We start from the raw sequence: 24,987 nt of genomic DNA on the forward strand, positions 1-24,987 counted from the left end.
CTCGCGAGTATCTTTTTGGTCGGCAGGATGCCGGACCGGCGGGCGGCGATGGCCGTGCCCGCCCGGCGAGCTGCGACGACTCAGAAGGAGAGTCCCCGTGAGCGGACAGTCCGAGAAGACGAAAGCGCCGCCCCCCACAGAAGCAGTCGACACGGCCTCACTCGACAAGGCCTCGCTCGGCGCGCAGGTCCAGACGCCGACCAAACCCGTGCGGATCTGGGCCGTCATCGGCGGCGCGATCCTGCTCTTCCAGCTCTACGTGTGGATCCGGTGGGTCTCCGGGCCCCACTTCGAGCAGGTGCCCGCCGGGCCGAGCGATCCGCCCACGCTGATGAAGGCGATCCTCATCACCTGGACGGGCGTGACGCTGCTCGGCTTCCCGGTCGGCGTCTACTTCTTCATCGTCCGGCCCTGGCGGCGGGAGCGGCGGATCACGCTCGACGGGATGCTGCTGGTGTCCTGCGGCCTGCTGTTCTTCCAGGATCCGCTGCTGGACTACTTCAACACCTGGTGCACCTACAACAGCTGGCTCTGGAACATGGGCGCGTGGACGCAGGACATCCCCGGCTGGCAGTCGTTCGGGGAACCGGGCCACATGCTCGCCGAGCCGCTGCTGATGAACGCGCCGGGCTACTCCTACGGGGTGCTGCTGTGCACCATCCTCGGCTGCTGGGTGATGCGCAAGGTCAAGGCGCGGTGGCCGGGGATCAGCAACATCGGGCTGATCGGCGTCCTCATCGCGTGGTCGTTCTTCTTCGACCTCGTCATGGAGGGCCTGTTCCTCATGCCGATGGGGCTCTTCACCTACCCCGGCGCGATCAGGTCCCTGACCATCAACGCCGGCCACTACTACCAGTGGCCCATCTACGAAGGGCTCATGTGGGGCGGCGTCCAGGCGGGCCTGTGCGCACTGCGCTACTTCACCGACGACCGCGGCCGGACGTTCGTGGAGCGCGGGCTCGACCGCGTCCGCGGCGGGATGGCGAGGCAGCAGTTCACCCGCTTCCTCGCGATCTTCGCGGCGTGCAGCGCTTTCTTCTTCGTGTTCTACAACGTCCCCGTGCAATGGTTCGCGATGCACGCCGATCCGTGGCCGAAGGACATCCAGAAGCGCTCGTACTTCACGTCGGGAATCTGCGGCGACGAGACCGGCCGGCTGTGCCCCGACCCCGCCCTGCCGACGACGCGCGACGGCTCCGCCACCATCGGCCCGGACGGCAAGGTCGTCCCCCCGAAGGACCGGAAGCTTCCGACGATCGTCCCCTTCGACCGGGGGCACTGAATGACAGGGGCACCGAATTGACAGGGGCACTGAGATGACAGGGGGCACCGAGACGCTGCCCGGCGGGTCCGTGGCCGTCGAGCCCGCGCCGGAGGCGCCGTTCTACCGCGCGGTCGGGGACGAGGAGGAGGTGTTCCGCGCGGCGGCGCGCGGCGGGCTCCCGGTGCTGCTGAAGGGGCCGACGGGATGCGGGAAGACCCGGTTCGTGCAGGCCATGGCGCACGAGCTCGGCCGCGAGCTGATCACCGTCGCCGGCCACGAGGACATGACGTCGGCCGACCTGGTGGGCCGGTTCCTGCTCAAGGGCGGGGAGACGGCCTGGGTGGACGGGCCCCTGACCCGCGCCGTGCGCGAGGGCGCGATCTGCTACCTCGACGAGGTCGTGGAGGCGCGCCAGGACACCGTCGTGGTCATCCATCCGCTCACCGACCACCGCCGCGAGCTGGCCCTCGACCGGCTCGGCACGACGCTGCGGGCGGCGCCCGGATTCCAGCTGGTGATCTCCTACAACCCGGGCTACCAGAGCGTCCTGAAGAACATCAAGGAGTCGACCCGGCAGCGGTTCGTCGCGATCGAGCTCGGCTTCCCGCCCGCCGAGGCCGAGGCGCAGATCGTCGCCCGGGAGGCGGGGGTCGGCGCGGAGACCGCGCAGGCGCTGGTCCGGCTCGGCAACGCCATCCGGGACCTGGACGGCTCGCCGCTGCGCGAGGCGTCCTCCACGCGGATGCTCATCCTCGCCGGCAGCCTTGTCGCGCAGGGGCTGAGCCTGCGGACCGCCGCCCGGTCCGCCATCGTCCAGGCCCTGTCCGACGATCCGGACGTCGTCCGAGCGCTGGGCGAGCTGGCCGACGCCGTCCTGCCGGGGACATGACGGCCGCCGAGCCGGGCGGCCCCGAGCGGTTCCGGTTCCTCGCCGCGTCCATCGCCGGCCGGGCCGTCGACGTCGCGGAGGCGAAGGCCGGCGAGGCCGCGCATACCGACGGCCGGGTCGTCTTCGTCTCCGCGGGCGGCTCCGCCGTCCGGCAGCGCAGCGAGGTGCTGGTCCAGAGCGCTCTGCTCGGCGCGGGGAGCCTGGACCAGCGGTGGATCAGGGCCGTCTGGGCGCGTCCTTCCACGGCGCGCCGGTACCTGGCGCTCGAAGGCCGCCGGGTGCTCGCCGAGCTGGCCGGACGGTATCCGGTCGCCGCCGGTCTGGATTTCGGCGGCGACCCGGGCACCGCGACCGCCCAGGAGTCGCTCGAAGCGGCCAGGGGGCGGGCGGCGGTGCCCGACCCGCCGGAATGGTTCGGCGTCATCAGACCGTCCCGGTTGCTGGCCGCGCCCGCCGGTCCCGGCGCGCGCGCCACCGACAAGGAGGTGCGCCTGGAATTCGATCCCATCGACCTGCCCGAAGCCGACGACGACGGCGACCAGGAAGAGCCGCGGGAAAGCAAGATCCTGAAACTGTTCGAGAATCCTTTGATCGCCTCGCGGACGCTCACGGACTATTTCCGGAAACTGCTCGGCGGATCGCGGACGCAGGGGGACGGCGCCGCCGGGGCGGAGGCGAAGGTCCGCTCGGTCCGGCGGGCGGACCGGGTCGGACGGCACGCCCGCCCGCTTCCCACGCGCATCCGCTTCACCGACGACGGCAGGCCCGGCGGCGCCCTGGGCGTCGGGGGAGCCCTGCATCCGGAATGGGACGTCCACGCCGGCCGGTACCGTCCGGACTGGTGCCGGGTGATCGGCTTCCCGCTGACCGCCGTGGCCGACGTGTCCGCCGCGGCGGTCCCGCGCGACGACGTGCTCCGGCGGCGCCTGTCCCGGGTGGGCCTCGGCCCCCGGGTCATGCGCCGCCGCCGCGACGGCGACGAGATCGACCTCGAGGCGCTCGTCGACCTCCTGGTGGACGTGCGCTCCGGCCACTCGCCGCCCGAGCACGTCTACCTGGACCGCCGGAAGACCGCGCGGGACCTCGGCGTCCTCGTAATGCTCGACGCCTCCGGATCGGCCACCGACGCCGACCCGGACGGCCTCGCCGTGCACGACCACCAGCGGCGGGCGGCGGCGACGCTGGCCGCGACGCTCGAGGAGCTGGGCGACCGCGTCGCCGTCCACGCCTTCCGGTCGCACGGCCGGCACGCCGTGCACCTGCCCGCGGTCAAGGCGTTCGGGCAGCGTTTCGACGCCGTCGGCCGGGCTCGGCTGAATCAGCTCCAGCCGTCCGGCTACACGCGCCTCGGCGCGGGTATACGCGGCGCCGGGGAAATTCTCAAGACGGAGGCGGGAACCCCCCACCGGCTGCTGATCGTCCTTTCCGACGGTTTTCCCTATGACAATGGATACGAAGGGCGTTACGCGGAGGCCGATGTCAGCAAAGCCATCGAAGAACTCCACGCCGACGGCGTGGCGTGCCTCTGCCTTTCCATCGGCGCCACCACGGCCGCGGACGCGCTCGAGCGGGTCTTCGGCCCGGCGAGCCACGCGAGCGCCGCGACGCTCGCCGAGTTGAGCCCTCGAATGGACGAGCTGTTCCTCGCCGCGCTCCGGCGGCTCGCCGCACCGAGGCCGAAGTGACGGCCGCCGCCGAGGCCGCGGGCGCCGGACCGCGGGGGCGCGGGCGCGGGAGGGCGCCCCGGAACTGGCATAATCACCGGTATGGTTGAGCGTTGGACGAGGGAGCGGCGCCGCGACCACACCCGTTCGCTGCTCGTGGACGCGGCGGAGGAGGTGTTCGCCGAAAAGGGCTTCACCCAGGCGACGCTCGACGACATCGCTTATGCCGCCGGCTTTACCAAAGGCGCCATTTACAAGCACTTCGGCACGAAAGAAGACCTGTTCCTGGCCGTCAGCGACCGGCACTGGCGCCGCTACTTCGACGACTTCGCCGAAGTGATCTCGGCGATCAGCGAGGTGGGGGCCCGCGAACTCGACGAGGTCGCCCGGCGGTGGCGCCAGCTCAGCGGCGACCGCGGCGCCGAGCACGCCGCGCTGGGCCATGAGTTCACCCTGTACCTGCTCCGCAACCCCGAGGCCAGGCAGCGGGTGGAGGCCAGACGGCTGGAGGTGGCCGAGGCGCTCGCGGCGTCCATCCAGGAGGGCATCGACCGCATCGGCGGGACGCTGCTGATCCCCGCGCTGACGTTCGCGCAGGTGCTCATCGCCACCAGCGACTCCGTCGTGCTGGGCAGCCGGCTGGACGACGTCGACCTGTACCGGCCGGTCCTCGAGATGTACATGTCCTTCATCAAGCTGCCCTGACCGCCGCCCGGGCGAGCGCGCCCCGGGCGGCCCGCGCTCACGCGGGCGCGATCGAGATCGACTTGACGTCGAGGTAGCCGTCGAGGCCCTCGCGGCCGAGCTCGCGGCCGTAGCCGCTGGCCTTGACGCCGCCGAAGGGGGCCGCCGGGTCCATCGAGTACCCCTGGTTCACGCCGAAGGTGCCGGTGCGCACCCGGGCGGCGACGCCGAGCCCGCGCTCGACGTCGGCGGTGAACACCGAGCCCGCCAGGCCGTACTCGGAGTCGTTGGCGATGCGGACGGCCTCGTCCTCGTCCCGGTAGGCGATCACGGCGATCACCGGGCCGAAGATCTCCTCGCGGGCGATCGTCATCGCCGGCTCGACACCGGCGAACACGGCCGGCCGCACGTACCACCCGTGCCGGACGCCCTCGGGAAGGCCGGTACCGCCGGTGACGAGCCGGGCTCCCTCGCGGACGCCGGTGTCGATGTAGTGCCGCACCCGCCGCTGCTGCCGCGCGGACACCAGCGGCCCCATCTCGGTCTCCGGATCGGCCGGGTCGCCGACCCTGATGCCCGACAGCGCCGCCGCGAGCGCCTCGGCGTGCTCGCCGGCGCGCTCCACCGGCACGAGGACGCGGGTGAGGGCGTTGCAGATCTGGCCGGCCATGCCCATGCCCGAGAAGCGGACGGCGGTGGCGACGGCGGCGGGGTCGGCGTCCTCCAGCGCGATGGCCGCCGACTTCCCGCCGAGTTCGAGGCCGACCCTGGTCAGGTTCGCCGCGCACGCCGCCGCGACCTGCCGTCCCGCCGCGGTCGACCCGGTGAAGGACACCTTGTCGACGCCGGGGTGGGCGACGAGGTAGGCGCTGATGTCGCGGTCGGCGGGCAGGACGCTCACGACGCCCGGGGGGACGCCGGCCGCATCGAGGATCTCGGCCAGCAGCAGCGCGTCGAGCGGCGACTCCGGCGCCGGCTTGAGGACGGCGGTGCAGCCGGCGAGCAGCGCCGGGACGAGCTTGGCGACCGTGAGGAACTGCGGCATGTTCCACGGGACCACCGCGGCGACGACGCCGACGGGCTCCCGGCGCAGGACGACGTCCCGCCCGTACACGCCGGGCCGGTTCTCCTGCCACGGATGCCTCTCGGCGATGTCGGCGAGCGCCCCCATCATCGACCAGGGGAGCGCTACCTGCGCGCGCTTGGCGAAGGAGATCGGGGCGCCCAGCTCCGCGGTGATGAGCCCGGCCAGCTCGTCGCGGCGCTCGCCGTAGAGCGCGGCCAGCCGGCGGACGACCGCGACGCGCTCGGCGGGGTCCGTGCGCGGCCACGGACCCTCGTCGAACGCCCGCCGCGCCGCCGCGACGGCACGGTCGACGTCGGCGACGCCCGCCGCGGCCACGCGGGCCAGCGGCCGCTCGGTGTGGGGCGAGATCACCTCGATCCTCCGGGCGGTGGCCGGGGCGGTCCATTCGCCCCCGATGAACAGCTCTTTCCGCTCGTCCATGGACGCTCCTCTTCCGGAAGCGCGCCCTTGCGGCTCCGGTCCGTGTCGTGTTATCCAGGTCATGTTAGTCAGTCGATGAACATCGTGACCAGATGTCATCGGGCACGGACTCAGAACGGGAGGATCGGCCATGGCGCGCTCCGGGAAACCGGCGGAGGCCAGCTGGACCGGGCGGGTACCGGAGATGGGCACCCGCCTCGTGTCGTACGAGGACTCGATCTCGCCGGAGTTCTACGAGCTGGAACGTGAGGCGATCTTCCGGCGGGCGTGGCTCAACGTCGGCCGGGTCGAGCAGCTGCCGCGCAAGGGGAGCTTCTTCACCAAGGACCTCGACGTCGCCAAGACCTCGCTCATCGTCACGCGCGGCCTCGACGGCGAGGTCCGCGCGTTCCACAACGTGTGCCGCCACCGCGGTAACAAGCTGCTGTGGGGCGAGACGCCGCGGGACGAGACCAAGGGCGTGTGCCGCGAGTTCATGTGCAAGTACCACGGCTGGCGGTACGGCCTGGACGGCTCGCTGAAGTTCGTCCTGCAGGAAGAGGAGTACTTCGACTTCGACAAGAGCGAGTTCCCGCTCGTCCCGGTGCACTGCGAGGTGTGGGAGGGGTTCGTCTTCGTCAACCTCTCCGACGAGCCGAGCCAGTCGCTGCTGGACTTCCTCGGGCCGATGGTGCGGGGCCTCGAAGGCTACCCGTTCCACCTGCTCACCGAGCGGTACGCGTTCAAGGCGGACCTGCTGAGCAACTGGAAGATCTTCCTCGACGCGTTCCAGGAGTACTACCACGCGTCGATCCTGCACTCGCAGCAGCAGGTCCCGTCGCTGCGCAGCTTCGAGACCGGCTTCAAGGTCCCGCACTTCCAGATGGACGGGCCGCACCGGCTCATCAGCACCGGCGGCTGGAAGGGTGTGCCCCGGCACCTGACGCCACCGGACCAGATGTACCCGATCGAGCACGCCACCGAGTCGGGCCTCATGGGCCCCTGGGAGCGCCCGGACATCCCCGAGCTCGACCCCGCGAACCTGCCGGCCGGCCTCAACCCCGGCGGGCTCGACCCGTGGTCGATCTCGAACTTCCAGATCTTCCCGAACTTCGTGATCCTGATCTACGAGCGGGGCTGGTACCTCACGTACCAGTACTGGCCGACGTCCCACAACACGCACCAGTGGGAGATGTCGTACTACTTCCCGCCGTCCCGGAACGCCAGTGAGCGGATCCGCCACGAGGTCACGGCGGTCGTCTCCAAGGAGGCCGGCCTCCAGGACGCGGGCACCCTGGACGGGACCCAGATGGGCCTGGAGTCGCGGGCCATCGACGCCTACCCGCTGTGCGACCAGGAGGTGACCGTCCGGCACCTGCACAAGGTCGTCGACGACTGGGTGCAGTCGTACCTGCGGGACGGGAAGGTGGTGCCGGCGTGAGCGACTCGATGCTTCCGGAGGAGTTCGCCGACTGCGAGCCCTTCGCCGCCAAGTGGTGCATCGCGACCGAGGCCGCCCGCTACGCCGAGCGGCTGAACAGCACGATGACCGAGATGCAGGCGTTCTACGACGCGATGTACCCGCGCGTGCGCGACGCCATGGCGCACCTGGACGAGTTCCCGCTGCACGAGCTGCCCGAGCAGGAGCTGAACCTGCTCCACCTCGTGTACTCGCTGATCATGGTGTCGCTGCCCGTCGAGGTGTGGCAGCAGCCCAAGGTCATCGACTCCGGCACCGCCTACTTCGACCGCCACCTGGAGCCCGCGCCGTGACGACGACGATCGACTGCGTCCCCCTCGCCGCGACCGTCGGCGCCGAGGTCCGCGGCGTCGACGCCGAGCGGCTGGCCGCCGACGGCGCCGTGGCGGAGGCCGTCCTGGCGGCGCTGGAGCGGTACGGCGTCCTGGTCTTCCGCGGCCTGCACCTCGCCCCGGAGGACCAGGTCGCCTTCGCGCGGCGGCTCGGCGAGATCGACTACGAGCCGGGGCACCACCCCGTGCGCGGAATCTACCGCGTCACGCTCGACAAGTCGAAGAACGCGTCGGCCGACTACCTGAAGGCCACCTTCGAGTGGCACATGGACGGCTGCACGCCGCTGCACGGCGAGCCGCCGCAGAAGGCCACCGTCCTCAGCGCCAAGCAGGTGGCCGAGGGCGGCGGTGAGACGGAGTTCGCCAGCACCTACGCCGCCTACGAGGCGCTCGGCGACGCGGAGCGGGAGCGGTTCGGCGCGCTCCGCGTGGTGCACACGCTCGAGGCGTCCCAGCGCCGCGTCCACCCCGATCCCACGCCCGAGCAGCTCGAACGGTGGCGGGCGCGGCCGAGCTCGACCCATCCGCTGGTGTGGACGCGGCGCACCGGCCGCAGGTCGCTCGTCGTCGGCGTCCATGCCGACCACGTCGTCGGGATGGACGCCGGCGAGGGCCGGGCGCTGCTGCGGGACCTGCTCGACCGGACGACGGCCCCCGGCCGCGTCTACCGCCACGAGTGGTCGGTGGGGGACACCGTCATCTGGGACAACACCGGCGTGGTGCACCGTGCCGCGCCCTACCCGCCGGACTCGCCCCGCGAACTGCTCCGCACGACCGTGTTCGGGGACGAGCCGATCCGCTGAGCCGCCCTCGCGGAGACGGAGTCAGTCGGTGCCGCCGGCGACGGTCTCGGCCTCGTTCTCGGCCTCGGCGTCGGCCGGCGGCAGCCGGTCGCCCTCCAGCGCGCGGATCTCGCGCTCGATGACGGCGACCGTCTCCGCATGGCCGACGTCGAGGTCGAACCCCTCCTCGATGTGCAGGAAGCGGGAGATGCCGGTCATGAACAGGATCAGCGTCACGGGCGGCCACCGGTCGCGGTCGACGCCGTAGCCGTCGAGCACGTCCGACAGCATGTCGAGCTGGAGCGTCCGGAACCTGCGCGAGTACGCGGCGATCTCGGAGCGGATCGCCTTGCGGTGGTTGGCGAGCGCGATGAACTCCATGGTGAGCGTGTTGCTCGAGAAGTCGTGGGTCAGCTCCCACAGGGCCCACAGCGGCTGGGCCGAGCGCAGCGCCCGCTTCAGCCGCTCCAGGCTGCGCTCGGCGCCCCGGCGGAACAGCTCGATGAACAGGTTGTCCATCGTGCCGAAGTAGTAGAAGACCAGCGCGTTGTTCAGCCCCGCCTTGGCGCCGAGGCGGCGGGTGGTGACGGCCGCGTAGCCCTCCTCGAGCATGAGCTCCTGGGCGGCGTCGAGCAGCGCGGTACGGGTGGCCGAGTCGTCGACGGGGCTCCGCCGTGCCGGCATGCGCGTCCTTCCTCTCGGCTTCGGATGCCTCTCCAGTATGGCCTCAGTCCACCGGGGCCCGGGTCTTGCCCTCGCCCCGGCGCCCATGTTAGTCATGTGGTCAAAGGATGTTAGTCGAGTGACTAGCGCCCGCGCCGCGAGCAGCGGCGCGAGCGGAAGGACGGAGCGATGCCGCAAACGGAGCGAGGCCGGTCCCGGGTGGCCGTCGTCACGGGCGGAGCGTCGGGCATCGGCGAGGCCGCCTGCCGCCACCTGGCCGCGCGGGGCCACCGCGTCGCCGTGCTCGACATCGACGGCGACGGCGCGGACCGCGTCGCCAAGCAGCTGCGGGAGACGGGCACCGACGCCGTCGGGCTCGCCGCCGACGTCACCGACCGGCCCGCCCTCGAGGCCGCGTTCGCCGAGACCCGCTCGGCGCTCGGGCCGACGGAGATCCTCGTGACCAGCGCCGGCCTCGTCGCGTTCAGCCCGTTCGCGGAGATCACGGCGCAGAGCTGGGACCGCCTCATCGCCGTCAACCTCACCGGCACCTTCAACTGCTGCCAGCTGGCCCTGCCGGACATGGTCGCGGCCGGCTGGGGCCGCATCGTCACGATCTCCTCGTCCAGCGCCCAGCGGGGCTCGCCCGAGATGGCGCACTACGCCGCCGCCAAGGGCGGGGTGATCGTGCTGACCAAGTCCCTGGCCCGCGCCTACGCCTCGCACGGCATCACGGCCAACAGCATCCCGCCGTCGGGCATCGAGACGCCGATGCAGCACCGCTCCCAGGCGGAGGGGCACCTGCCCGCCAACGAGACGATGGCCGCGGCCATCCCGCTCGGCCACCTCGGGACGCCCGACGACATCGCCGCGGCGGCGGCGTTCCTCGCCTCCGAGGAGGCCGGCTTCATCACCGGGCAGGTCCTCGGCGTCAACGGCGGGTCGGTCCTGTGACGCCGGCCGCCGCGCCGCGGATGCGGCCGCTGCCGATCGCCGAGTGGGCCGAGGAGGAGTGCGAGCTGCTCCGCGGCAACATGGCGCGCGCCGACCGCTACCTGACCGGCGCCGCCGACGCGCCGCCCGTGCCGTCGATCCTCGGCCTGTTCGCCCGGCACCCCCGGCTGAGCGGGCCCTGGCTGGCGTTCAGCGGCACGCTGCTCGACGGCGGCACCCTCGACCCCCGCGACCGCGAACTGCTGATCCTGCGGGTCGGGCACCGGACGGGCTGCCGCTACCAGTGGGCGCAGCACGTCGGCATGGCGCGGGCGGCGGGGCTGGAACCCGCGCAGATCGCCGCCCTCCGCGACGACGCCGATACCGGGGCCTGGTCCGAGCGCGACCGCGACATCCTGCTCGCCGCCGACCAGCTCGTGGACGGCCACACCATCGACGACGCCCTCTGGGAGCGCCTGGCCGCCCGCTTTGACGAGCGCCGGCTCCTCGAACTGCTCTTCGTGGTCGGCAGCTACGTCTGCCTCGCCATGGTGCTGAACAGCGTCGGCCTGGAGCCGTCGAACGGCTCCGACCCGGACGCCCGACCCGCCACCGGCCCTTCCGGCACGTCCGCCCAGTGACCGCACCCCCGAAGGAGGAGGACCATGCCGCGTTTTCCCAAACCACCGGAAGGCAGCTGGACCGAGCACTATCCCGACCTCGGCACGGACCCGGTGTCCTACGAGGACTCGATCACCCCTGAGTTCTACGAGCGCGAGAAGAGCGCGATCTTCAAGCGGGCCTGGCTGAACGTCGGACGCGTGGAGCAGCTCCCGCGCAAGGGCAGCTACTTCACCAAGGACGTCGACGCCGCGCACGCGTCGATCATCGTCCTGCGCGACCGGGAGGGGCGGGTCCGCGCCTTCCACAACATCTGCCGCCACCGCGGCAACAAGCTCGTCTGGTCCGACGACCCGAAGCAGGACACGGCGGGCTTCTGCCGCCAGTTCACCTGCAAGTACCACGGCTGGCGCTACGACCTCGACGGCGCGCTGACGTTCATCCAGCAGGAGGGCGAGTTCTTCAACGTCGACAAGAGCCGCAACGGCCTCGCGCCGGTGCACTGCGACGTCTGGGCCGGCTTCATCTTCGTCAACTTCGCGCGGGAGCCCGAGCAGTCGCTCCGCGAATTCCTCGGCCCGATGGTGACCGCGCTCGAAGGCTATCCGTTCGAGAAGCAGACGGCCCGCTTCGGCTACAGCACCACGATCCACGCGAACTGGAAGCTGTACATGGACGCCTTCGCGGAGTTCTACCACGCGCCCGTCCTGCACGCGAAGCAGTCGCCCGAGAAGTACTCCGCGGCGGCGCAGCAGGCCGGGTTCGAGGCGCCGCACTACCAGATCGAAGGCCCGCACCGGATGGTCAGCACCTCCGGCGTCCGCTTCTGGGAGATGGACTCCGAGCTCGTCAAGCCCATGGAGATCCTGACCCGCAGCGGGCTGTTCGGCCCGTGGGACGCGATCGACCTCGGGGAGATGCCGCCCGGCGTCAACCCGGCCAAATGCGACCCGTGGGGGCTGGACTCCTTCCAGCTCTTCCCGAACTTCGTCATCCTCATCTGGAGCCAGGGCTGGTACCTGACCTACCACTACTGGCCGACGTCCTACAACACGCACGTCTTCGAGGGCAACGTCTACTTCATGCCGGCGACGAACATCCGCGAGCGCATCGCCCAGGAGATGGCGGCGGTGACGTTCAAGGAGTTCGCGCTCCAGGACTCCAACACCCTGGAGGCCACCCAGATGATGCTCGAGACCCGCTACATCGACCGCTTCCATCTCAACGACCAGGAGATCCTCTGCCGGCACCTGCACAAGGTCGTCGGCGACTGGGTCGGCGACTTCGAGGGGGCCCGCAAGTGAGCGCTCTGCTGCCCGGGGAGTTCAGCGACCTCGAGCCGTTCGCCGGGAAATGGTGCCTGGCCACCGAGCAGGAGCGGTACGGCACCCGGCTCGCCAGCACGACCGAGGAGATGCAGGAGTTCTACGACGCGGTGACGCCCCGCGCCGAGGAGGCCATGGCCTACCTCGAAGGGCTCCCGTACGACGCGCTGCCCGACGACGCGATGAACCTGCTGCACCTGCTGTACTCGATGATCCAGGTGTCCTTCCCGGTCGAGGTGTGGCGCCAGCCGCGCGTCCCCGACAGCGGGTCGTCGAGCTTCGACTGCGTCATCGAGCCGGTGCCGTGACGGCACCCATCGTCCTGAAGGCCCGGCGCTGGGCGGACGTCGAGGCGGGGGAGGTCCGGTCGCCGGCCGTGGTCGTGGTGGAGGGGAACCGCATCACCGCGGTGAACCCCGCCGAGGTCCCCGCCGGCGCGACCGAGCTCGACCTCGGCGACGTGACGCTGCTGCCGGGCCTGATGGACATGGAGCTCAACCTGCTGATCGGCGGCCCCGAGACCCCGACGGGGCTGCCGCTGCCGATGCACGGCGTCCAGGACGATCCGGCGTACCGCACCATCCGCGCGACCCTCAACGCCCGCAAGACGCTGCTCGCCGGCTTCACCACCGTCCGCAACCTCGGCCTCATGGTCAAGACGGGCGGCTACCTCCTCGACGTCGCGGTGCAGCGCGCCGTCGACCAGGGCTGGGTGGACGGCCCCCGCATCATTCCGGCGGGCCACGCCGTCACCCCGTACGGCGGCCACCTCGACCCGACCGTCTTCCAGCGGCTCGCGCCGGGGATCATGCCGCTGAGCGTCGGGGAGGGCATCGCCAACGGCGTGGCGGAGGTGCGGGCCTGCGTCCGGTACCAGATCCGGCACGGCGCCAAGGTGATCAAGGTGTCGGCGTCCGGCGGGGTGATGTCGCACAGCACCGGCCCCGGCTCCCAGCAGTACTCCGACGAGGAGCTGGCGGCCATCGCCGACGAGGCGCACCGCGCCGGCGTCCGCGTCGCCGCGCACGCGGTGGGGGACCGGGCCGTGCGGGCGTGCGTCCGCGCCGGCATCGACTGCGTCGAGCACGGCTTCCTCGCCAGCGAGGAGACCCTCGCCCTGATGGCCGAGCACGGCACGTTCCTGGTGTCCACGACCTACCTGACCGACGCGATGGACATCGAGCGGGCCGCGCCGGAGCTGCGCAAGAAGGCCGCCGAGGTCTTCCCGCGCGCCCGGTCGATGCTGCCCAAGGCGATCGCCGCCGGCGTGAAGATCGCCTGCGGGACCGACGCCCCGGCCGTCCCGCACGGCGACAACGCCAAGGAACTCGCCGCCCTGGTGGCGCGGGGGATGACGCCGATGCAGGCCCTACGGGCCGCGACCGTCACCAGCGCGGAGCTGGTCGAGCTGGACGACGAGCTCGGCCGGCTGAAGGAGGGCTTCCTCGCCGACGTCATCGCCGTCCCCGGCGACCCGTCGCAGGACATCGCCGTCACCCAGGACGTCCGGTTCGTCATGAAGGACGGCCGCGTCCACAAGAACGCCTGAACGCCCGAACACACCCACTCGAACGGAGCGCACATGACCGGCGGCGTGCTGATCGTCGAATCGTCCCCCTCGTCGGACCGGGACACCCCGGCCTACCACGACTGGTACCAGAACACGCACATCCCCGAGATGCTGCAGATCCCCGGATTCGTCTCCGCCCGGCGCCTGGAGAGCCTCGACGGCGACACCTTCCTCGTCATCTACGAGATCGAGGGCGATCTGGAGAAGGCCAAGGCGGCGCTGGGCGAGGCGCAGTCGTCCGGAAGGCTCTCGCGGCCGGAGGGTGTGCGGCTCGACCCGCCTCCGAAGGTCCGCTACCTCCGCCAGCTCGGCGGATAGCCGCCCGACCCCGCCGGCCGCCCGCCCCTGCCCGGCGAGCGGCCGGGTCCGGGTCAGCGTGCCAGCCGCGCGGCGGCCAGCTCCCGCAGCTCGCTCGACTTGATCTTGGCGGTGCCGGTCAGCGCGATCTCGTCCTCGCGGAAGAACAGGACGTGGCGCGGCACCTTGTAGCTCGCGAGCCGCTCCCGCAGGAACGTCCGGATCTCCTGCGCCTCCAGGGACCGGCCGTCATGGGGGACGACGCAGGTCACCACGACCTCGCCGAGCGTGTCGTGCGGCACCCCGACGGTCTGCGCCAGCCGCACGCCGGGATGCGCGGACGCGGCCTCGTCGACCTCGCGTGGCGAGACGTTCGCGCCGCCGGTCTTGATGATGTCGGTGAGCCGGCCCTCCCAGTACAGGCGGCCCTCGCCGTCGAGGCGGCCGCCGTCGCCGGTGTGGAAGAAGCCGTCGCCGTCGAGGGTCTCGTCGAGCGGCGTGCCGAGGTAGCACAGCATGAGGGTGGGGCCCTTGACGCAGATCTCGCCCCGCTCGCCGCGCGGCACGACGGCGCCGGTGAGCGGGTCGACGATCTTCACCGTGACACCGGGCAGCGGCACGCCGCTGCTGCCCGCGTGCACCTCCGGGGGGGTGTTGGCCGGATAGCAGGTGCTGATGGTGAACGTCTCGGTGTTGCCGTAGGCGTGGCCCGGCTCGTACCAGACGGCGGTGACGGTGGGGTGGCGCGCGACCGGGGTGGCGTGGTCGACGAAGCGCAGGCCGCCGAGGTCCGCGCCCGCCCAGTTGGGGGCCGCTTCGAACTGCGCCCACTGGTGCGGCCACGCGAACGGGAAGTTCACCCGCTCCGCCTGTATGAGGTCGAGGGCCTCGGCGGCGTCGAAGGTGGGCTGCAGCACGAGCGCTCCGCCGGCGGCCAGGGTCGAGCCGAGCGACATGGCGAAGTTGCCGGACCAGAAGTAGCCGTTCGCCGTCCAGCCGCGGACCTCGTCCTCCGGGCCGAACCCGTACAGCCGCCGGAAGCGCCACATCTGGACGCAGACGCCGCGGTGCGCGCTCAGGATGCCCTTCGGCCTGCTCGTGGAGCCCGACGAGAAGAACAGCACCGCCGGATCGCCGGGACGGGTGGCCGCGGCGGCGGCCTCGACGTGGTCGCGCGGTTCCGCGGCGCCGCGCGCCAGGAACGCCTCCCACGTGTCGATCGCCCCGCCCGGCGCGTCGTCGCCGACCGCCGCGAGATGCCGCAGGTACGGGTAACGCGCCGACCGCAGGCCGCCCGGCGCCGCCGTGCCTGCGCCGGGTTCGAGCCCGGTCAGGACGGCCGCGAAGTCCGTCTTCAGCACGGTGCGCTCGAAGAGCAGCACCGAGACGCAGGACACCTGGAGCAGGTGGTCGAGTTCGGGAGGCGTGGAGAAGGTGCTGAGCGTGACGGCCACTCCGCCGGCGAGCGACGTCCCGAAGACGGCGGCGAGCCATTCGGGCCGGTTCGTCATCAGCACGCCGACGCGGCCGTCCTTGCCCAGGCCGCACGCGCGCAGTGCGCGGGCGACCTCCATCGCGCGCTCCCAGAGGTCGGCGTACGTCCAGCGGACGGTGCCGCTGGGCCCCCGTGCGACGACCGCCTCGCGGTCGCCGTACATCTGCGTCACTTCCCGCAGGAACCCGGGAAGGGTGAGCGGGCCGAGGCCCGGCTCCTCGCTCAGCGGCGGACCCGTCACGACCGAAAGGGGCCGTTCGGATCCGGTCTGCGTCGCGGCATTCATGGCTCGACTCCGTCGGCAGGGCTAGAACGGCAGGGTTGGACAGAACGGCAAGGGCTAGAACGGCAGCTCGACCTCGGCCGTGCAGGTCACCAGCGTCCCGCCGTTCTGGTCGGTCAGGCGCAGCTTCACCTGGACGAGCGGGACGCCCCATTCCGACTCGGTCCTCTTGTCGACGACCTCGGCGTCGAAGTAGGTGACGTCGCCCTCGAACGCCGGCCCTCGGAAGTCCGCCTTGGAATGGCGCACCATGCCCTTGTGGCCGGCCCAGTAGGCGAGGTAGTCGGTGCACCACGCGCCCATCGTGGCGCCGTACCCGTAGGCGCGCGCCATGCCGACCTCGCTCGCCCGCTCGGCGTCGATGTGGCCGCGCGACGGGCCGACGTACAGGCCGTCCCGCTTGCGCGGGTCGATGCGGGCGTCCTCTTCGTCGAAGCGGAAGTCGTCGCCCCAGCCGGGGTCCTGGTTGACCCACGGGTCGTCGACGCCCGGGGGAGTCACCCAGTGGAAGGTGCCCCAGATGTTGAAGAGGAAGGCCCGGTACTCGGTGGTGAAGGAGGCGATGCTGTGCGGGCCGATGACGCGGCGCGGCAGCCGGTCGCCGACCTTCACCTCCTCGAAATGGGGCGAGACGCCCGCGCGGTTGGATTCGAGCCAGTCCCGCCGCACCTTCTCGATCTCGGCGAGCTCGCCGGCCGTCCAGCGCTTGATCTCGCCGAGCCGGTTCTCGTACATGCCGCGCTTGCGCGCCTCCTCGTAGAGGTAGCGGATCGCGGTCGAGCGCTCGCGCGCCACCAGGACGCCGTTCTGGTTGGTGTGGACGGTGTCGCCCCGCGAGAACATCGTGGGTCCGGCGAACTTGGTCTCGGTCACCCTGTAGTCGTGGAACCGCCGTTCCTGGAACAGCTTGTCGCCGGGGCGGACGGGGCAGCCGTAGAACCACCACTCCTCGCCGCCGAAGATCAGGTGGCTGCCGGGGATGCGCCCGACGCACGCGGGCGCGGCGCCGTGCCCGTAGTCCAGCGCCACGGCGATGGACTGCGGCGCGACGATGCCGCCGAACTCCGACTCGCGGGCGAACTCCTCGTCCCAGTGCAGCGGGTTGGGGTAGTCCATCGCCATCACCCAGCGGCGGATGTCGGAGGAGCTGCACGGGTCCCACAGCTGGCCGCCGCCCACCGGCAGGCCGACGCGGTGGTCGACGTCGGACAGGTCGAGTTCGGGCTTGCTGGACTCTTCGCTCACGGGTGCTCCCGGCTGTCGGCTAGCGGTTGACGTCGACGACGATGCGGCCGCGGACCCCGCCGTCGAGGAGGCGGCCGGCCGCGGCGACGGCGTCGCCCAGCGCGATGTCCTGGGCGATCTCGTCGAGCAGGCCCGGATCCAGGTCGCGGGCGAGGCGGTCCCAGGCGGCGGCGCGCGGTGCGGCGGGCGCCATGACGCTGTCGATGCCGATCAGCGACACCCCGCGCAGGATGAACGGCGCGACGGACGCGGGCAGGTCCATGCCCGCGGCCAGTCCGCACGCGACGACCGTGCCGCCGTAGCGGGTCTGCGCGCACGCGTTGGCCAGCGTGCGGCTTCCGGCGGAGTCGATGACGCCGGCCCAGCGCTCCTTCTGCAGCGGCTTGCCGGCCTCGGCCAGCTCGGCGCGGTCCAGGACGGTCGCGGCGCCGAGCCGCCGGAGGTAGTCCCCCTCCGCGGTCTTCCCGGTCGCGGCTGCGACGCTGTAGCCCGCCTTGCTGAGCAGGGCGGTCGCGACGCTGCCGACGCCGCCGGTGGCGCCGGTCACGAGGATCTCTCCCTGGTCGGGGCGTACGCCTCGGTCCACGAGGGCGTTCACGCACAGGCTCGCGGTGTAGCCGGCGGTGCCGATCGCCATCGCCTGCCGCGGGGTAAAGGCCGAGGGCAGCGGGACGAGCCAGTCCCCGTTGAGGCGGGCGCGCTGCGCGAGGCCGCCCCAGTGCTTCTCGCCCACGCCCCAGCCGTTGAGGACGACGAGGTCGCCCTTCTCCCACCCGCGGTAGGTGCTCTCGGTGACCGTGCCCGCCAAATCGATGCCGGGGACCATCGGGAACTGCCGCACCACGGGGGAGCGGCCGGTGATGGCGAGGGCGTCCTTGTAGTTCAGCGTCGAGTAGGCGACCTCGACGCTGACGTCCCCTTCGGGGAGTCCGGCCTCGTCCAGCGTGGTGAGCGCGACCGTTCGCCCGGCCTCGCCCTGGTCGATGAGAATCGCCGAGAACACCTGGTGGTCCGCCCTTCATCGTCCCATGGGGCCGGGGGTGCCGGCCTGCGCGCCGCGTTGATCGGCACGGCCGCATCGTATGCACGGCCGGTCCATCATTACAAGGATTGCAAGACTATTGCGTTCAGACCCGTCGCTCGTTAGATTCGCTTGCCACGAGAGATCGGTTCTCGCAGGCAGAACCGGCGTAACTGCAGCGTCGAGGCTGCTGGAGGTAGGTCGCCATGGCGGTTTCGAAGGCGCGGTACACCGGTGCGGCCCCGGTCGGCCTCGCCGACGGGTGGAGCCTGGAACGGCTCGTCCCGCCGAGCCGGCTGTTCGGCGCGAACGGCCTGCGCACCGGCCCGGACGGCCGGATCTACGTCGCGCAGGTCGCCGGAAGCCAGATCAGCGCGCTCGACATCGACAGCGGAGACCTGGAGACGATCAGCGCCCAGGGCGGCGACGTCGTCGCCCCCGACGACGTAGACTTCGGGCCCGAGGGCGACCTCTACATCACCGAGTACTACGACGGCCGCGTCAGCGTGCGCGGCGCGGACGGCGCCTCCCGGGTGCTGCGCGACGACCTGCCGGGCGCGAACGGCATCACCTTCTACCAGGGCCGGCTGTTCGTGAACGAGTGCCGGATCGGCGGGCGCCTGATGGAGCTCGACCTGAACGGCGGCGCGCCCCGGGTGCTGGTGGAGAACCTGCCGATGCCGAACGCCATGGAGGTCGGCCCGGACGGCATGCTCTACTACCCGACGCTGGGCGGCAACGACATCTGGCGCATCCACCCGGACGGCGGAGAGCCCGAGCGGGTGGCGGCGGACCTGGGCGTCCCGGACGCGGTGAAGTTCGACGCCGAGGGCCGCATCGTCTCCACCCAGGTGGGCAGCGGCGAGGTGCTGCGGATCGACCCGCGCAACGGCGAGCGGACCGTGCTCGCCACCGTCGCCCCGGGCCTGGACAACCTGACGTTCGTCGGAGGCCGCCTGTTCGTCTCGGGCTTCACCGGGCAGATCACCGAGATCCTCGGCGGCGGCCGGACCCGGGCGGTGCTGCCGGAGGGGCTGACCTGGCCGCTGGACCTCACCGTCGACCGCGACGGCGTCCTGTACGTCGCCGACGGCACCTACTTCTACAGGTTCACGCCCGGCACCGGGCTGCAAATGCTGGGGATGCTGTTCAGCCCCGGCTGGCCGGGCTACATCCGCGGGGCCGCCGCCGTCGGCGGCGGCGCGTTCGCCGTGACCACGTCCAACGGCCAGATCGCGCGGTGGACGCCCGCGATCGGTGAGCACGAGGTGCTGGCGGGCGGGAGCGAACCGTTCGACCAGCTCTACGGCGTCGCGGCCGGGCCCGGCGGCGAGGTCGTGGCGGCCGAGCTCGGCACCGGACGCGTGGTGTCGGTGCGCAACGGCGAGCTGACGACCCTGGCCTCCGGGCTGGACCGGCCGATGGGCGTCGCGTTCGCCCCCGACGGCACCTGCCTGGTCTCCGAGTCCGGTGCGGGACGGGTCGTCTCGATCAGCGGCTCCGGCGCGGCCACCCTCGTGGACGGCCTGACGAAGCCGCAGGGCATCGTGGTCAGCGGCGGCGCCCTCTACATCGTCGACGCGGGGGCGAAAACGCTGGTCCGCGCCTCCCTCGACGGCGCGTCCCGGACGGCGGTCGCCCGCGACCTGCCGGTGGGCGCTCCACCCGGAGTGGATCCGAAACCGCTGAAGGGACTGCCTCCGTTCAGCGGACCGCAGGACCTGTTCGCGGGCGTCACCGCCGGCCCGGACGGCACCATCTACGTCTCAGCCGACGCCGAGGGCAGCGTCCTGGCACTGCGCGATCTCGGCGGCGACCTCCAGAAGGGTGAGCCCGCATGAAGAACGACCTGCTCGGTCTCGAGGGACGCGTCGTCATCGTCGCGGGCGCGGGCGGCGGCGGCATCGGCACCGCGACGACGGCGCTCATCGCCCGCGCCGGGGCGACCGTGGTCGCGGTGAGCCGGCGCCGGGAGAACCTCGACGAGCACGTCGGACCGCTCGCGGACGAGGGGCTGCCCGTCGTCCCCGTCGCGGCCGACGTGTCGACCGCCGAGGGCGTCGCCGAGGTGATGCGGCAGGCCGCGAAGGCGGACGGCGACCTCCACGGCCTCGTTAACATCGCGGGCGGCGCCGCCCCCGCGACGTGGATGCCGGCCACCCGCGTCACCCGCGACGACTGGCGGGCGCTGTTCCACCAGAACCTCGAGACGATGTTCTTCATGAGCCAGGCCGTCGCCGCCGAGCTGAAGGCGCGGGGGCGTCCCGGCTCGATCGTCTCGCTGTCGTCGATCAGCGGCATGAACACGGCGCCGTTCCACATCGCCTACGGCACGGCCAAGGCGGCGCTGGTCGCGGCGACCCGCACGATGGCCGTCGAGCTGGCGCTGGACGGCATCCGGGTGAACGCCGTCGCACCCGGCGTGACCGAGACCCCGGCCTCCGGCACCTACGTCGACCAGGACCCCGAACGCGACCGCCGCGCCATCGCCATGGGACGGCGCGGACGCCCCGAAGAGCAGGCGGGCGCCGTCCTGTTCCTCCTGTCGGACCTGTCGACCTACATCACGGGGCAGACGCTCCTGGTCGACGGCGGCCTCAACCTCAAATGGACCCACCTCGGCGCCGACAACACGTCCCTGTTCCTCAAGGACGAGGGTTTCCGCGCCGCCATCACGCACTGATCCCACGGCCCGGCCACCTGCCCGATCACCCCGACGCACCCCCGATGCGGGTTGGAGAAAATCATGAGCGAGACCCTCGAGAACGTTACGGACGCCGCCGGAGCGCAAGCCCCTCCGGAGCCGCTGTCGGAGCCGATGACGATCGGCGTGGAGGCGTATGTCTCGGAAGAGTACGCCCGCGCCGAGGGCGACCGGCTGTGGAGCCGGGTGTGGCAGCAGGTCGCTCGGGTCGAGGAGCTGCCCGAGGTCGGCGACTGGCTCACCTACGACATCGTCGACGACTCGATCATTGTGGTGCGGACGGCGAAGGACCGGTTCCGCGCCTACCACAACGTCTGCTCGCACCGCGGCCGGCGGCTGGTCGACACCCCGCCCGGCGCCCACGACGCCCGCGGGAACGGACGGCAGTTCGTCTGCGGCTTCCACGGCTGGCGGTACGGCATCGACGGCGCCTGCACCCACGTCCCCGAACGCGAGGACTGGCCGTGCGGGCTCACCGACGAGCGGATCGCGCTGAAGCAGGTCGCGGTCGACACCTGGGGCGGCTGGGTCTGGATCAACATGGACCCGGACTGCGGGCCGCTGCGCGACTACCTCGAACCCGCCGCCTCCCTGCTCGACCCCTTCCAGCTGGAGAACATGCGCTACCGGTGGCGGCGCTGGCAGGTCTTCGACTGCAACTGGAAGGTCGCCTTCGAGGCGTTCATGGAGACCTACCACGTCCCCTACACCCACCCGGAGTTCATGAAGTTCGGGGGGTTCCTCGGCTGGGCCCGCTCGCACGGCCTGCACAGCAACATCGGCTACGACGCGCCGAAGAACATGGACGAGAACCAGGCCAAGCTGCGGGTCGGCACCGGTGACGACCCGCGCGTGTCGACGGCCGAGCTGCAGACCTTCACCTGGGAGAACGCCAACACCAACACCACCTGGACGCTGGTCGAGGTGGCGCAGGAACTCGTCAAGGACCTGCCCGAGGGGACGTCGGCGCCCGAGGTGCTCGGGCACTGGCTGTCCACGGCCCGGGCGAAGGACGCCGAGCGCGGCGTGGTGTGGCCGACCGTCCCGCCGGAGATCACCGCGAAGTCCGGTACCGCCTGGCAGATCTTCCCCAACTTCCAGATCGGGCACGCGCCCAACAACATGCTCTGCTACCGGTTCCGGCCGTACGGGCACGACCCCGACAAGTGCATCTTCGAGGCGGCCGTCTACGAACTGTTCCCGCCCGGCGAGGAGCCCGAGACCGAGTGGATCCACACCCCGCAGGACGACCCGGGCTGGCGCACCGTCCTGCCGCAGGACTTCTCCAACATGGCGGCCGTCCAGCAGGGGATGAAGTCGCGCGGCTTCTCCGGGCCCAAGCCCAACCCCTACCGCGAGCGCAGTGTGGTGAATCTGCACCACAACCTCGCCAAGTACATGGGCACCGGCGCCCCGCGCGATCTCGCCTGAGCCGCCGACCTGCACTGAATTGACGGCGGACGACCGGAGTCACCGCCCCGAGCCGAGGAATGTTTGGATGCCGCACGAATGCGCGCCGACGCGGACCCCTGAGGTCGACCGCGACGCCCTCCGAGAGAAGTACCTGTTCGAGCGCGACAAGCGCCTGCACCCCGAGGGGCGCGGCCAGTACCTGGTGACCGAGGGCGAGTTCGCGGACTTCTACGAGTCCGACCCGTACCTGCCGGTCCAGTCCCGCGAGCCCGTCGTCGGCGACGTCGACGCGGTGGTGCTCGGCGCCGGCCTCTCCGGCCTCGTCACCGCGGCGCGGATCAAGCAGGCCGGCGTCACGGACCTGCGCGTCGTCGACTGGGCGGGCGACTTCGGCGGCGCCTGGTACTGGAACCGCTACCCGGGGATCCAGTGCGACACCGAGAGCTACTGCTACCTGCCGCTGCTCGAAGAGGTCGGGTACATGCCGAAGCAGAAGTACGCCTTCGGCGACGAGGTGTACGAGCACTGCCAGCGCATCGCGAAGCACTTCGGCCTCTACGACAACGCGCTGTTCCACACCCTCACCACCTCGCTGGAATGGGACGAGTCGATCAAGCGCTGGCGGATCGGCACCAACCGCGGGGACGCCATCACGGCCCGCTTCGTGGCCATGTGCCAGGGGCCGTTCAACCGGCCGAAACTGCCCGGCGTCCCCGGCATCACCGAGTTCGAGGGCCACACGATCCACACCGCGCGCTGGGACTACGCGTACACCGGCGGCGACATGAGCGGCGGCCTGACCGGGCTGGCGGGCAAGAAGGTCGCCGTCATCGGCACCGGCGCGAGCGGCGTCCAGGTGATCCCGCACATCGCCCGCTCCGCCGAGCACCTGTACGTGTTCCAGCGCACGGCGTCGACCATCGACGAGCGCGGCGACGTCCCCACCGACCCGGAGTGGGTGAAGACGCTGCGTCCGGGCTGGCAGGAGGAGCGGCGCCGCAGCTTCCACACCGCGGCGTTCGAGGCGTTCGGGCCGGGCCAGCCCGACCTGGTGTGCGACGGCTGGACGGAGATCAGCCGCAACCTGGCCGCGCACCTGGACGAGACGGACGGCTGGGCGCTCATGGCCGATCCCGCGAAGTTCATGGAGCTGCGCGAGCTGATCGACTACCGGGTCATGGAGCGGCTGCGCAGCCGCGTCGACGCGCTCGTCGACGACCCGGAGACGGCCGAGATCCTCAAGCCCTACTACCGCTTCCTGTGCAAACGGCCCTGCTTCAACGACCAGTACCTGCCGACGTTCAACCGCCCGAACGTCACCCTCATCGACGTGTCCGAGACCAAGGGCGTGGAGCGCATCACCGCCAAGGGCATCGTGGCGCGCGGTGTCGAGCACGAGGTCGACTGCATCGTCTTCGCCAGCGGCTTCGAGATCACCACCGACCTCGACCGCCGGTTCGGCATCCAGCCGTTCGCCGGCCGCGGCGGCGTGTCGCTGTACGACCACTGGGCCGACGGCTACCGCACCCTGCACGGCATCACCACGCACGGCTTCCCGAACCTGTTCTTCACCGGGTTCCTGCAGGGCGGCGTCACCGCGAGCACGACGGCGATGTTCGAGCAGCAGGCCCGGCACATCGCGTACATCATCAGCGAGACGCTGGCGCGCGGCGCCACGGTCGTCGAGCCGACCGCCGACGCCCAGGACGGGTGGTGCCGGACCATCAAGGAGACCGCCGTCGACAACAGCACCTTCGAGCGGGAGTGCACGCCCGGCTACTACAACGGCGAGGGCGAGAAGAAGATCCGGTCGCATCTGGGCGAGCCGTACTGGCCGGGCTTCTACGCCATGGAGGATCTGCTGCAGGGGTGGCGCGACGCCGGCGACATGGAGGGCATGGCCGTCCATGGCTGACCTGAGGTTCGACGGCCGGGTCGCCGTCGTCACCGGGGCCGGCCGGGGACTCGGCCGCGCCTACGCCCGGCTGCTCGCCGCGCAGGGCGCCAAGGTCGTCGTCAACGACCCGGGCGGCGCGATGAGCGGCGAGGGCACCGACCCCGGCCCGGCGGACGAGGTCGTCCGGGAGATCGAGGAGGCCGGCGGCGAGGCCGCCGCCAGCCACGCGTCCGTGGCCACGTTCGAGGGCGGCCGGGAGATCGTCGGCGCGGCGCTGGACCGCTTCGGCCGGATCGACGTGCTGATCCACAACGCGGGGAACCACCGTCCGGCGCCGCTCGCGGAGATGACGCCCGAGGACCTCGACGCCGTCCTGGACGTCCACCTGCGCGGCGCCTTCAACGTCGTCCGGCACGCGCTCCCCGCCATGTGCGCCGCCGGATACGGCCGCGTCGTGCTGACCTCGTCGATCGGCGGCCTGTACGGCAACCACCGGGTCGCGAACTACGCGATGGCGAAGGCGGGCGTGATCGGGCTGTCCAACGTGGTCGCGCTGGAGGGCGCCGAGCACGGCGTGAAGTGCAACGTCATCGTCCCCGCCGCCGTCACGCGGCTGGCCGAGGGCATCGACACCTCCGCCTACCCCCCGATGGGGCCCGAGCTCGCGGCGCCCGCCGTCGGCTGGCTCGCGCACGAGTCCTGCTCGATCACCGGCGAGATGCTGGTGGCGATCGCCGGGCGGGTCGCGCGGGCGTTCGTCGGCGAGACCCCGGGCCTGTACCGGCCGTCCTGGACGATCGAGGAGGTCGGCGAGCGGATCGAGGAGATCCGCGACGCCGGTGACCCCTGGATCCTGCCGGTCGTCCCCGCTGCACACAACGAACACATCAGCAGGAGCTTCACGATGGCGAGCTCCACAACGGCCAAGGAGGGCTAGCC

General features: G+C 71.6%; 23 protein-coding genes. 18 read left to right on the top strand and 5 right to left on the bottom strand.

Annotated elements, in window-relative coordinates:
- The first annotated feature begins 97 nt into the window (after positions 1 to 97).
- From F8568_RS19260 to F8568_RS19275, 4 genes are all read left to right on the top strand, one after another.
- A complete protein-coding gene (locus tag F8568_RS19260; RefSeq protein WP_151594946.1) occupies positions 98 to 1,282 on the top strand; it encodes a spirocyclase AveC family protein in 1,185 nt (394 codons plus the stop codon).
- A 34-nt stretch (positions 1,283 to 1,316) separates the two neighbouring features.
- Positions 1,317 to 2,153 (top strand): CbbQ/NirQ/NorQ/GpvN family protein, encoded by an 837-nt coding sequence (locus tag F8568_RS19265; protein WP_151594947.1) that lies wholly within the window; start codon positions 1,317 to 1,319, stop codon positions 2,151 to 2,153.
- Positions 2,150 to 3,838, top strand: a complete 1,689-nt coding sequence (locus F8568_RS19270; RefSeq protein ID WP_151594948.1) for a nitric oxide reductase activation protein NorD — start codon at positions 2,150 to 2,152, stop codon at positions 3,836 to 3,838. The genes F8568_RS19265 and F8568_RS19270 overlap by 4 nt, the downstream gene beginning before the upstream one ends.
- Positions 3,839 to 3,919: 81 nt before the next feature.
- The gene (locus F8568_RS19275) at positions 3,920 to 4,522 is read left to right on the top strand and encodes a TetR/AcrR family transcriptional regulator (protein ID WP_151594949.1); all 603 of its coding nucleotides are present in this window, start codon (positions 3,920 to 3,922) and stop codon (positions 4,520 to 4,522) included.
- A 37-nt stretch (positions 4,523 to 4,559) separates the two neighbouring features.
- Here F8568_RS19275 and F8568_RS19280 read toward each other — a convergent pair whose 3' ends face one another.
- Positions 4,560 to 6,008 (bottom strand): aldehyde dehydrogenase, encoded by a 1,449-nt coding sequence (locus F8568_RS19280; protein WP_151594950.1) that lies wholly within the window; start codon positions 6,006 to 6,008, stop codon positions 4,560 to 4,562.
- A 130-nt stretch (positions 6,009 to 6,138) separates the two neighbouring features.
- On the opposite strand from F8568_RS19280, the gene F8568_RS19285 reads away from it, so the two are divergent.
- Genes F8568_RS19285 through F8568_RS19295 form a run of 3 tightly spaced genes read left to right on the top strand, consistent with a single transcriptional unit; the run spans position 6,139 to position 8,602 of the window.
- Positions 6,139 to 7,428, top strand: a complete 1,290-nt coding sequence (locus F8568_RS19285) for an aromatic ring-hydroxylating oxygenase subunit alpha (protein WP_151594951.1) — start codon at positions 6,139 to 6,141, stop codon at positions 7,426 to 7,428.
- Positions 7,425 to 7,760 carry a hypothetical protein gene (locus F8568_RS19290; RefSeq protein WP_151594952.1) on the top strand — a complete coding sequence of 112 codons (336 nt, stop codon included), beginning with the start codon at positions 7,425 to 7,427 and terminating at the stop codon, positions 7,758 to 7,760. The genes F8568_RS19285 and F8568_RS19290 overlap by 4 nt, the downstream gene beginning before the upstream one ends.
- Positions 7,757 to 8,602 carry a TauD/TfdA dioxygenase family protein gene (locus tag F8568_RS19295; RefSeq protein ID WP_151594953.1) on the top strand — a complete coding sequence of 282 codons (846 nt, stop codon included), beginning with the start codon at positions 7,757 to 7,759 and terminating at the stop codon, positions 8,600 to 8,602. The genes F8568_RS19290 and F8568_RS19295 overlap by 4 nt, the downstream gene beginning before the upstream one ends.
- Before the next feature lie 21 nt (positions 8,603 to 8,623).
- Here F8568_RS19295 and F8568_RS19300 read toward each other — a convergent pair whose 3' ends face one another.
- Positions 8,624 to 9,265, bottom strand: coding sequence for a TetR/AcrR family transcriptional regulator (locus tag F8568_RS19300; RefSeq protein WP_151594954.1), 642 nt, complete (start codon positions 9,263 to 9,265; stop codon positions 8,624 to 8,626).
- 168 nt (positions 9,266 to 9,433) lie between these two features.
- Between F8568_RS19300 and F8568_RS19305 the strand changes: the two genes are divergently transcribed.
- The 6 genes from F8568_RS19305 to F8568_RS19330 are packed head-to-tail and all read left to right on the top strand — an operon-like array spanning position 9,434 to position 14,011.
- Positions 9,434 to 10,198, top strand: a complete 765-nt coding sequence (locus F8568_RS19305) for an SDR family NAD(P)-dependent oxidoreductase (protein ID WP_151594955.1) — start codon at positions 9,434 to 9,436, stop codon at positions 10,196 to 10,198.
- Positions 10,195 to 10,818: a carboxymuconolactone decarboxylase family protein gene (locus F8568_RS19310; protein ID WP_151594956.1), complete on the top strand. Its 624-nt coding sequence runs from the start codon at positions 10,195 to 10,197 to the stop codon at positions 10,816 to 10,818. Before F8568_RS19305 ends, F8568_RS19310 begins: the two co-directional genes overlap by 4 nt.
- Before the next feature lie 24 nt (positions 10,819 to 10,842).
- The gene (locus tag F8568_RS19315) at positions 10,843 to 12,102 is read left to right on the top strand and encodes an aromatic ring-hydroxylating oxygenase subunit alpha (RefSeq protein ID WP_151594957.1); all 1,260 of its coding nucleotides are present in this window, start codon (positions 10,843 to 10,845) and stop codon (positions 12,100 to 12,102) included.
- Positions 12,099 to 12,431, top strand: coding sequence for a hypothetical protein (locus F8568_RS19320; RefSeq protein WP_151594958.1), 333 nt, complete (start codon positions 12,099 to 12,101; stop codon positions 12,429 to 12,431). The genes F8568_RS19315 and F8568_RS19320 overlap by 4 nt, the downstream gene beginning before the upstream one ends.
- On the top strand, positions 12,428 to 13,672 hold the full coding sequence (locus F8568_RS19325; RefSeq protein WP_151594959.1) for a metal-dependent hydrolase family protein: 1,245 nt from the start codon (positions 12,428 to 12,430) through the stop codon (positions 13,670 to 13,672). The genes F8568_RS19320 and F8568_RS19325 overlap by 4 nt, the downstream gene beginning before the upstream one ends.
- A gap of 33 nt (positions 13,673 to 13,705) precedes the next feature.
- Complete coding sequence (locus F8568_RS19330) at positions 13,706 to 14,011, top strand: DUF4286 family protein (protein WP_151594960.1); 306 nt, start codon at positions 13,706 to 13,708, stop codon at positions 14,009 to 14,011.
- A 53-nt stretch (positions 14,012 to 14,064) separates the two neighbouring features.
- Here the strand turns inward: F8568_RS19330 and F8568_RS19335 are convergent, their stop codons facing one another.
- From F8568_RS19335 to acuI, 3 genes are read right to left on the bottom strand one after another with little or no spacing between them, the layout of a single operon-like run.
- Positions 14,065 to 15,771 (bottom strand): class I adenylate-forming enzyme family protein, encoded by a 1,707-nt coding sequence (locus F8568_RS19335; protein WP_151594961.1) that lies wholly within the window; start codon positions 15,769 to 15,771, stop codon positions 14,065 to 14,067.
- Between the two features lie 54 nt (positions 15,772 to 15,825).
- Entirely contained in the window at positions 15,826 to 17,013 is a 1,188-nt protein-coding gene (locus tag F8568_RS19340) for a MaoC family dehydratase (RefSeq protein ID WP_151594962.1), read from the bottom strand.
- A gap of 19 nt (positions 17,014 to 17,032) precedes the next feature.
- The gene (gene acuI / locus F8568_RS19345; protein ID WP_151594963.1) at positions 17,033 to 18,016 is read right to left on the bottom strand and encodes an acrylyl-CoA reductase (NADPH); all 984 of its coding nucleotides are present in this window, start codon (positions 18,014 to 18,016) and stop codon (positions 17,033 to 17,035) included.
- Positions 18,017 to 18,240: 224 nt separating this feature from the next.
- On the opposite strand from acuI, the gene F8568_RS19350 reads away from it, so the two are divergent.
- From F8568_RS19350 to F8568_RS19370, 5 genes are all read left to right on the top strand, one after another.
- Positions 18,241 to 19,875, top strand: a complete 1,635-nt coding sequence (locus F8568_RS19350) for an SMP-30/gluconolactonase/LRE family protein (RefSeq protein WP_151594964.1) — start codon at positions 18,241 to 18,243, stop codon at positions 19,873 to 19,875.
- Positions 19,872 to 20,717 (top strand): SDR family NAD(P)-dependent oxidoreductase, encoded by an 846-nt coding sequence (locus F8568_RS19355; protein ID WP_151594965.1) that lies wholly within the window; start codon positions 19,872 to 19,874, stop codon positions 20,715 to 20,717. The genes F8568_RS19350 and F8568_RS19355 overlap by 4 nt, the downstream gene beginning before the upstream one ends.
- A 63-nt stretch (positions 20,718 to 20,780) precedes the next feature.
- A complete protein-coding gene (locus tag F8568_RS19360; protein ID WP_151594966.1) occupies positions 20,781 to 22,169 on the top strand; it encodes an aromatic ring-hydroxylating oxygenase subunit alpha in 1,389 nt (462 codons plus the stop codon).
- Between the two features lie 67 nt (positions 22,170 to 22,236).
- Positions 22,237 to 24,066 carry a flavin-containing monooxygenase gene (locus F8568_RS19365; protein ID WP_151594967.1) on the top strand — a complete coding sequence of 610 codons (1,830 nt, stop codon included), beginning with the start codon at positions 22,237 to 22,239 and terminating at the stop codon, positions 24,064 to 24,066.
- Entirely contained in the window at positions 24,059 to 24,985 is a 927-nt protein-coding gene (locus tag F8568_RS19370; protein ID WP_151594968.1) for an SDR family NAD(P)-dependent oxidoreductase, read from the top strand. Before F8568_RS19365 ends, F8568_RS19370 begins: the two co-directional genes overlap by 8 nt.
- The last annotated feature ends 2 nt before the right edge of the window (positions 24,986 to 24,987 follow it).

The sequence above is a fragment of the Actinomadura physcomitrii genome, from assembly GCF_008923205.2.
In the GTDB taxonomy this organism is placed as follows: Bacteria; Actinomycetota; Actinomycetes; order Streptosporangiales; family Streptosporangiaceae; genus Spirillospora; species Spirillospora physcomitrii.

Coding starts and splice junctions, on each gene's coding strand:
- F8568_RS19355 (WP_151594965.1), top strand. CDS start 19,872: ATGAAGAACGACCTGCTCGGTCTCGAGGGACGCGTCGTCATCGTCGCG.
- F8568_RS19315 (WP_151594957.1), top strand. CDS start 10,843: ATGCCGCGTTTTCCCAAACCACCGGAAGGCAGCTGGACCGAGCACTAT.
- F8568_RS19365 (WP_151594967.1), top strand. CDS start 22,237: ATGCCGCACGAATGCGCGCCGACGCGGACCCCTGAGGTCGACCGCGAC.
- F8568_RS19305 (WP_151594955.1), top strand. CDS start 9,434: ATGCCGCAAACGGAGCGAGGCCGGTCCCGGGTGGCCGTCGTCACGGGC.
- F8568_RS19370 (WP_151594968.1), top strand. CDS start 24,059: ATGGCTGACCTGAGGTTCGACGGCCGGGTCGCCGTCGTCACCGGGGCC.
- F8568_RS19335 (WP_151594961.1), bottom strand. CDS start 15,771: ATGAATGCCGCGACGCAGACCGGATCCGAACGGCCCCTTTCGGTCGTG.
- F8568_RS19300 (WP_151594954.1), bottom strand. CDS start 9,265: ATGCCGGCACGGCGGAGCCCCGTCGACGACTCGGCCACCCGTACCGCG.
- F8568_RS19330 (WP_151594960.1), top strand. CDS start 13,706: ATGACCGGCGGCGTGCTGATCGTCGAATCGTCCCCCTCGTCGGACCGG.
- F8568_RS19350 (WP_151594964.1), top strand. CDS start 18,241: ATGGCGGTTTCGAAGGCGCGGTACACCGGTGCGGCCCCGGTCGGCCTC.
- F8568_RS19275 (WP_151594949.1), top strand. CDS start 3,920: ATGGTTGAGCGTTGGACGAGGGAGCGGCGCCGCGACCACACCCGTTCG.
- F8568_RS19265 (WP_151594947.1), top strand. CDS start 1,317: ATGACAGGGGGCACCGAGACGCTGCCCGGCGGGTCCGTGGCCGTCGAG.
- F8568_RS19360 (WP_151594966.1), top strand. CDS start 20,781: ATGAGCGAGACCCTCGAGAACGTTACGGACGCCGCCGGAGCGCAAGCC.
- F8568_RS19280 (WP_151594950.1), bottom strand. CDS start 6,008: ATGGACGAGCGGAAAGAGCTGTTCATCGGGGGCGAATGGACCGCCCCG.
- F8568_RS19285 (WP_151594951.1), top strand. CDS start 6,139: ATGGCGCGCTCCGGGAAACCGGCGGAGGCCAGCTGGACCGGGCGGGTA.
- F8568_RS19270 (WP_151594948.1), top strand. CDS start 2,150: ATGACGGCCGCCGAGCCGGGCGGCCCCGAGCGGTTCCGGTTCCTCGCC.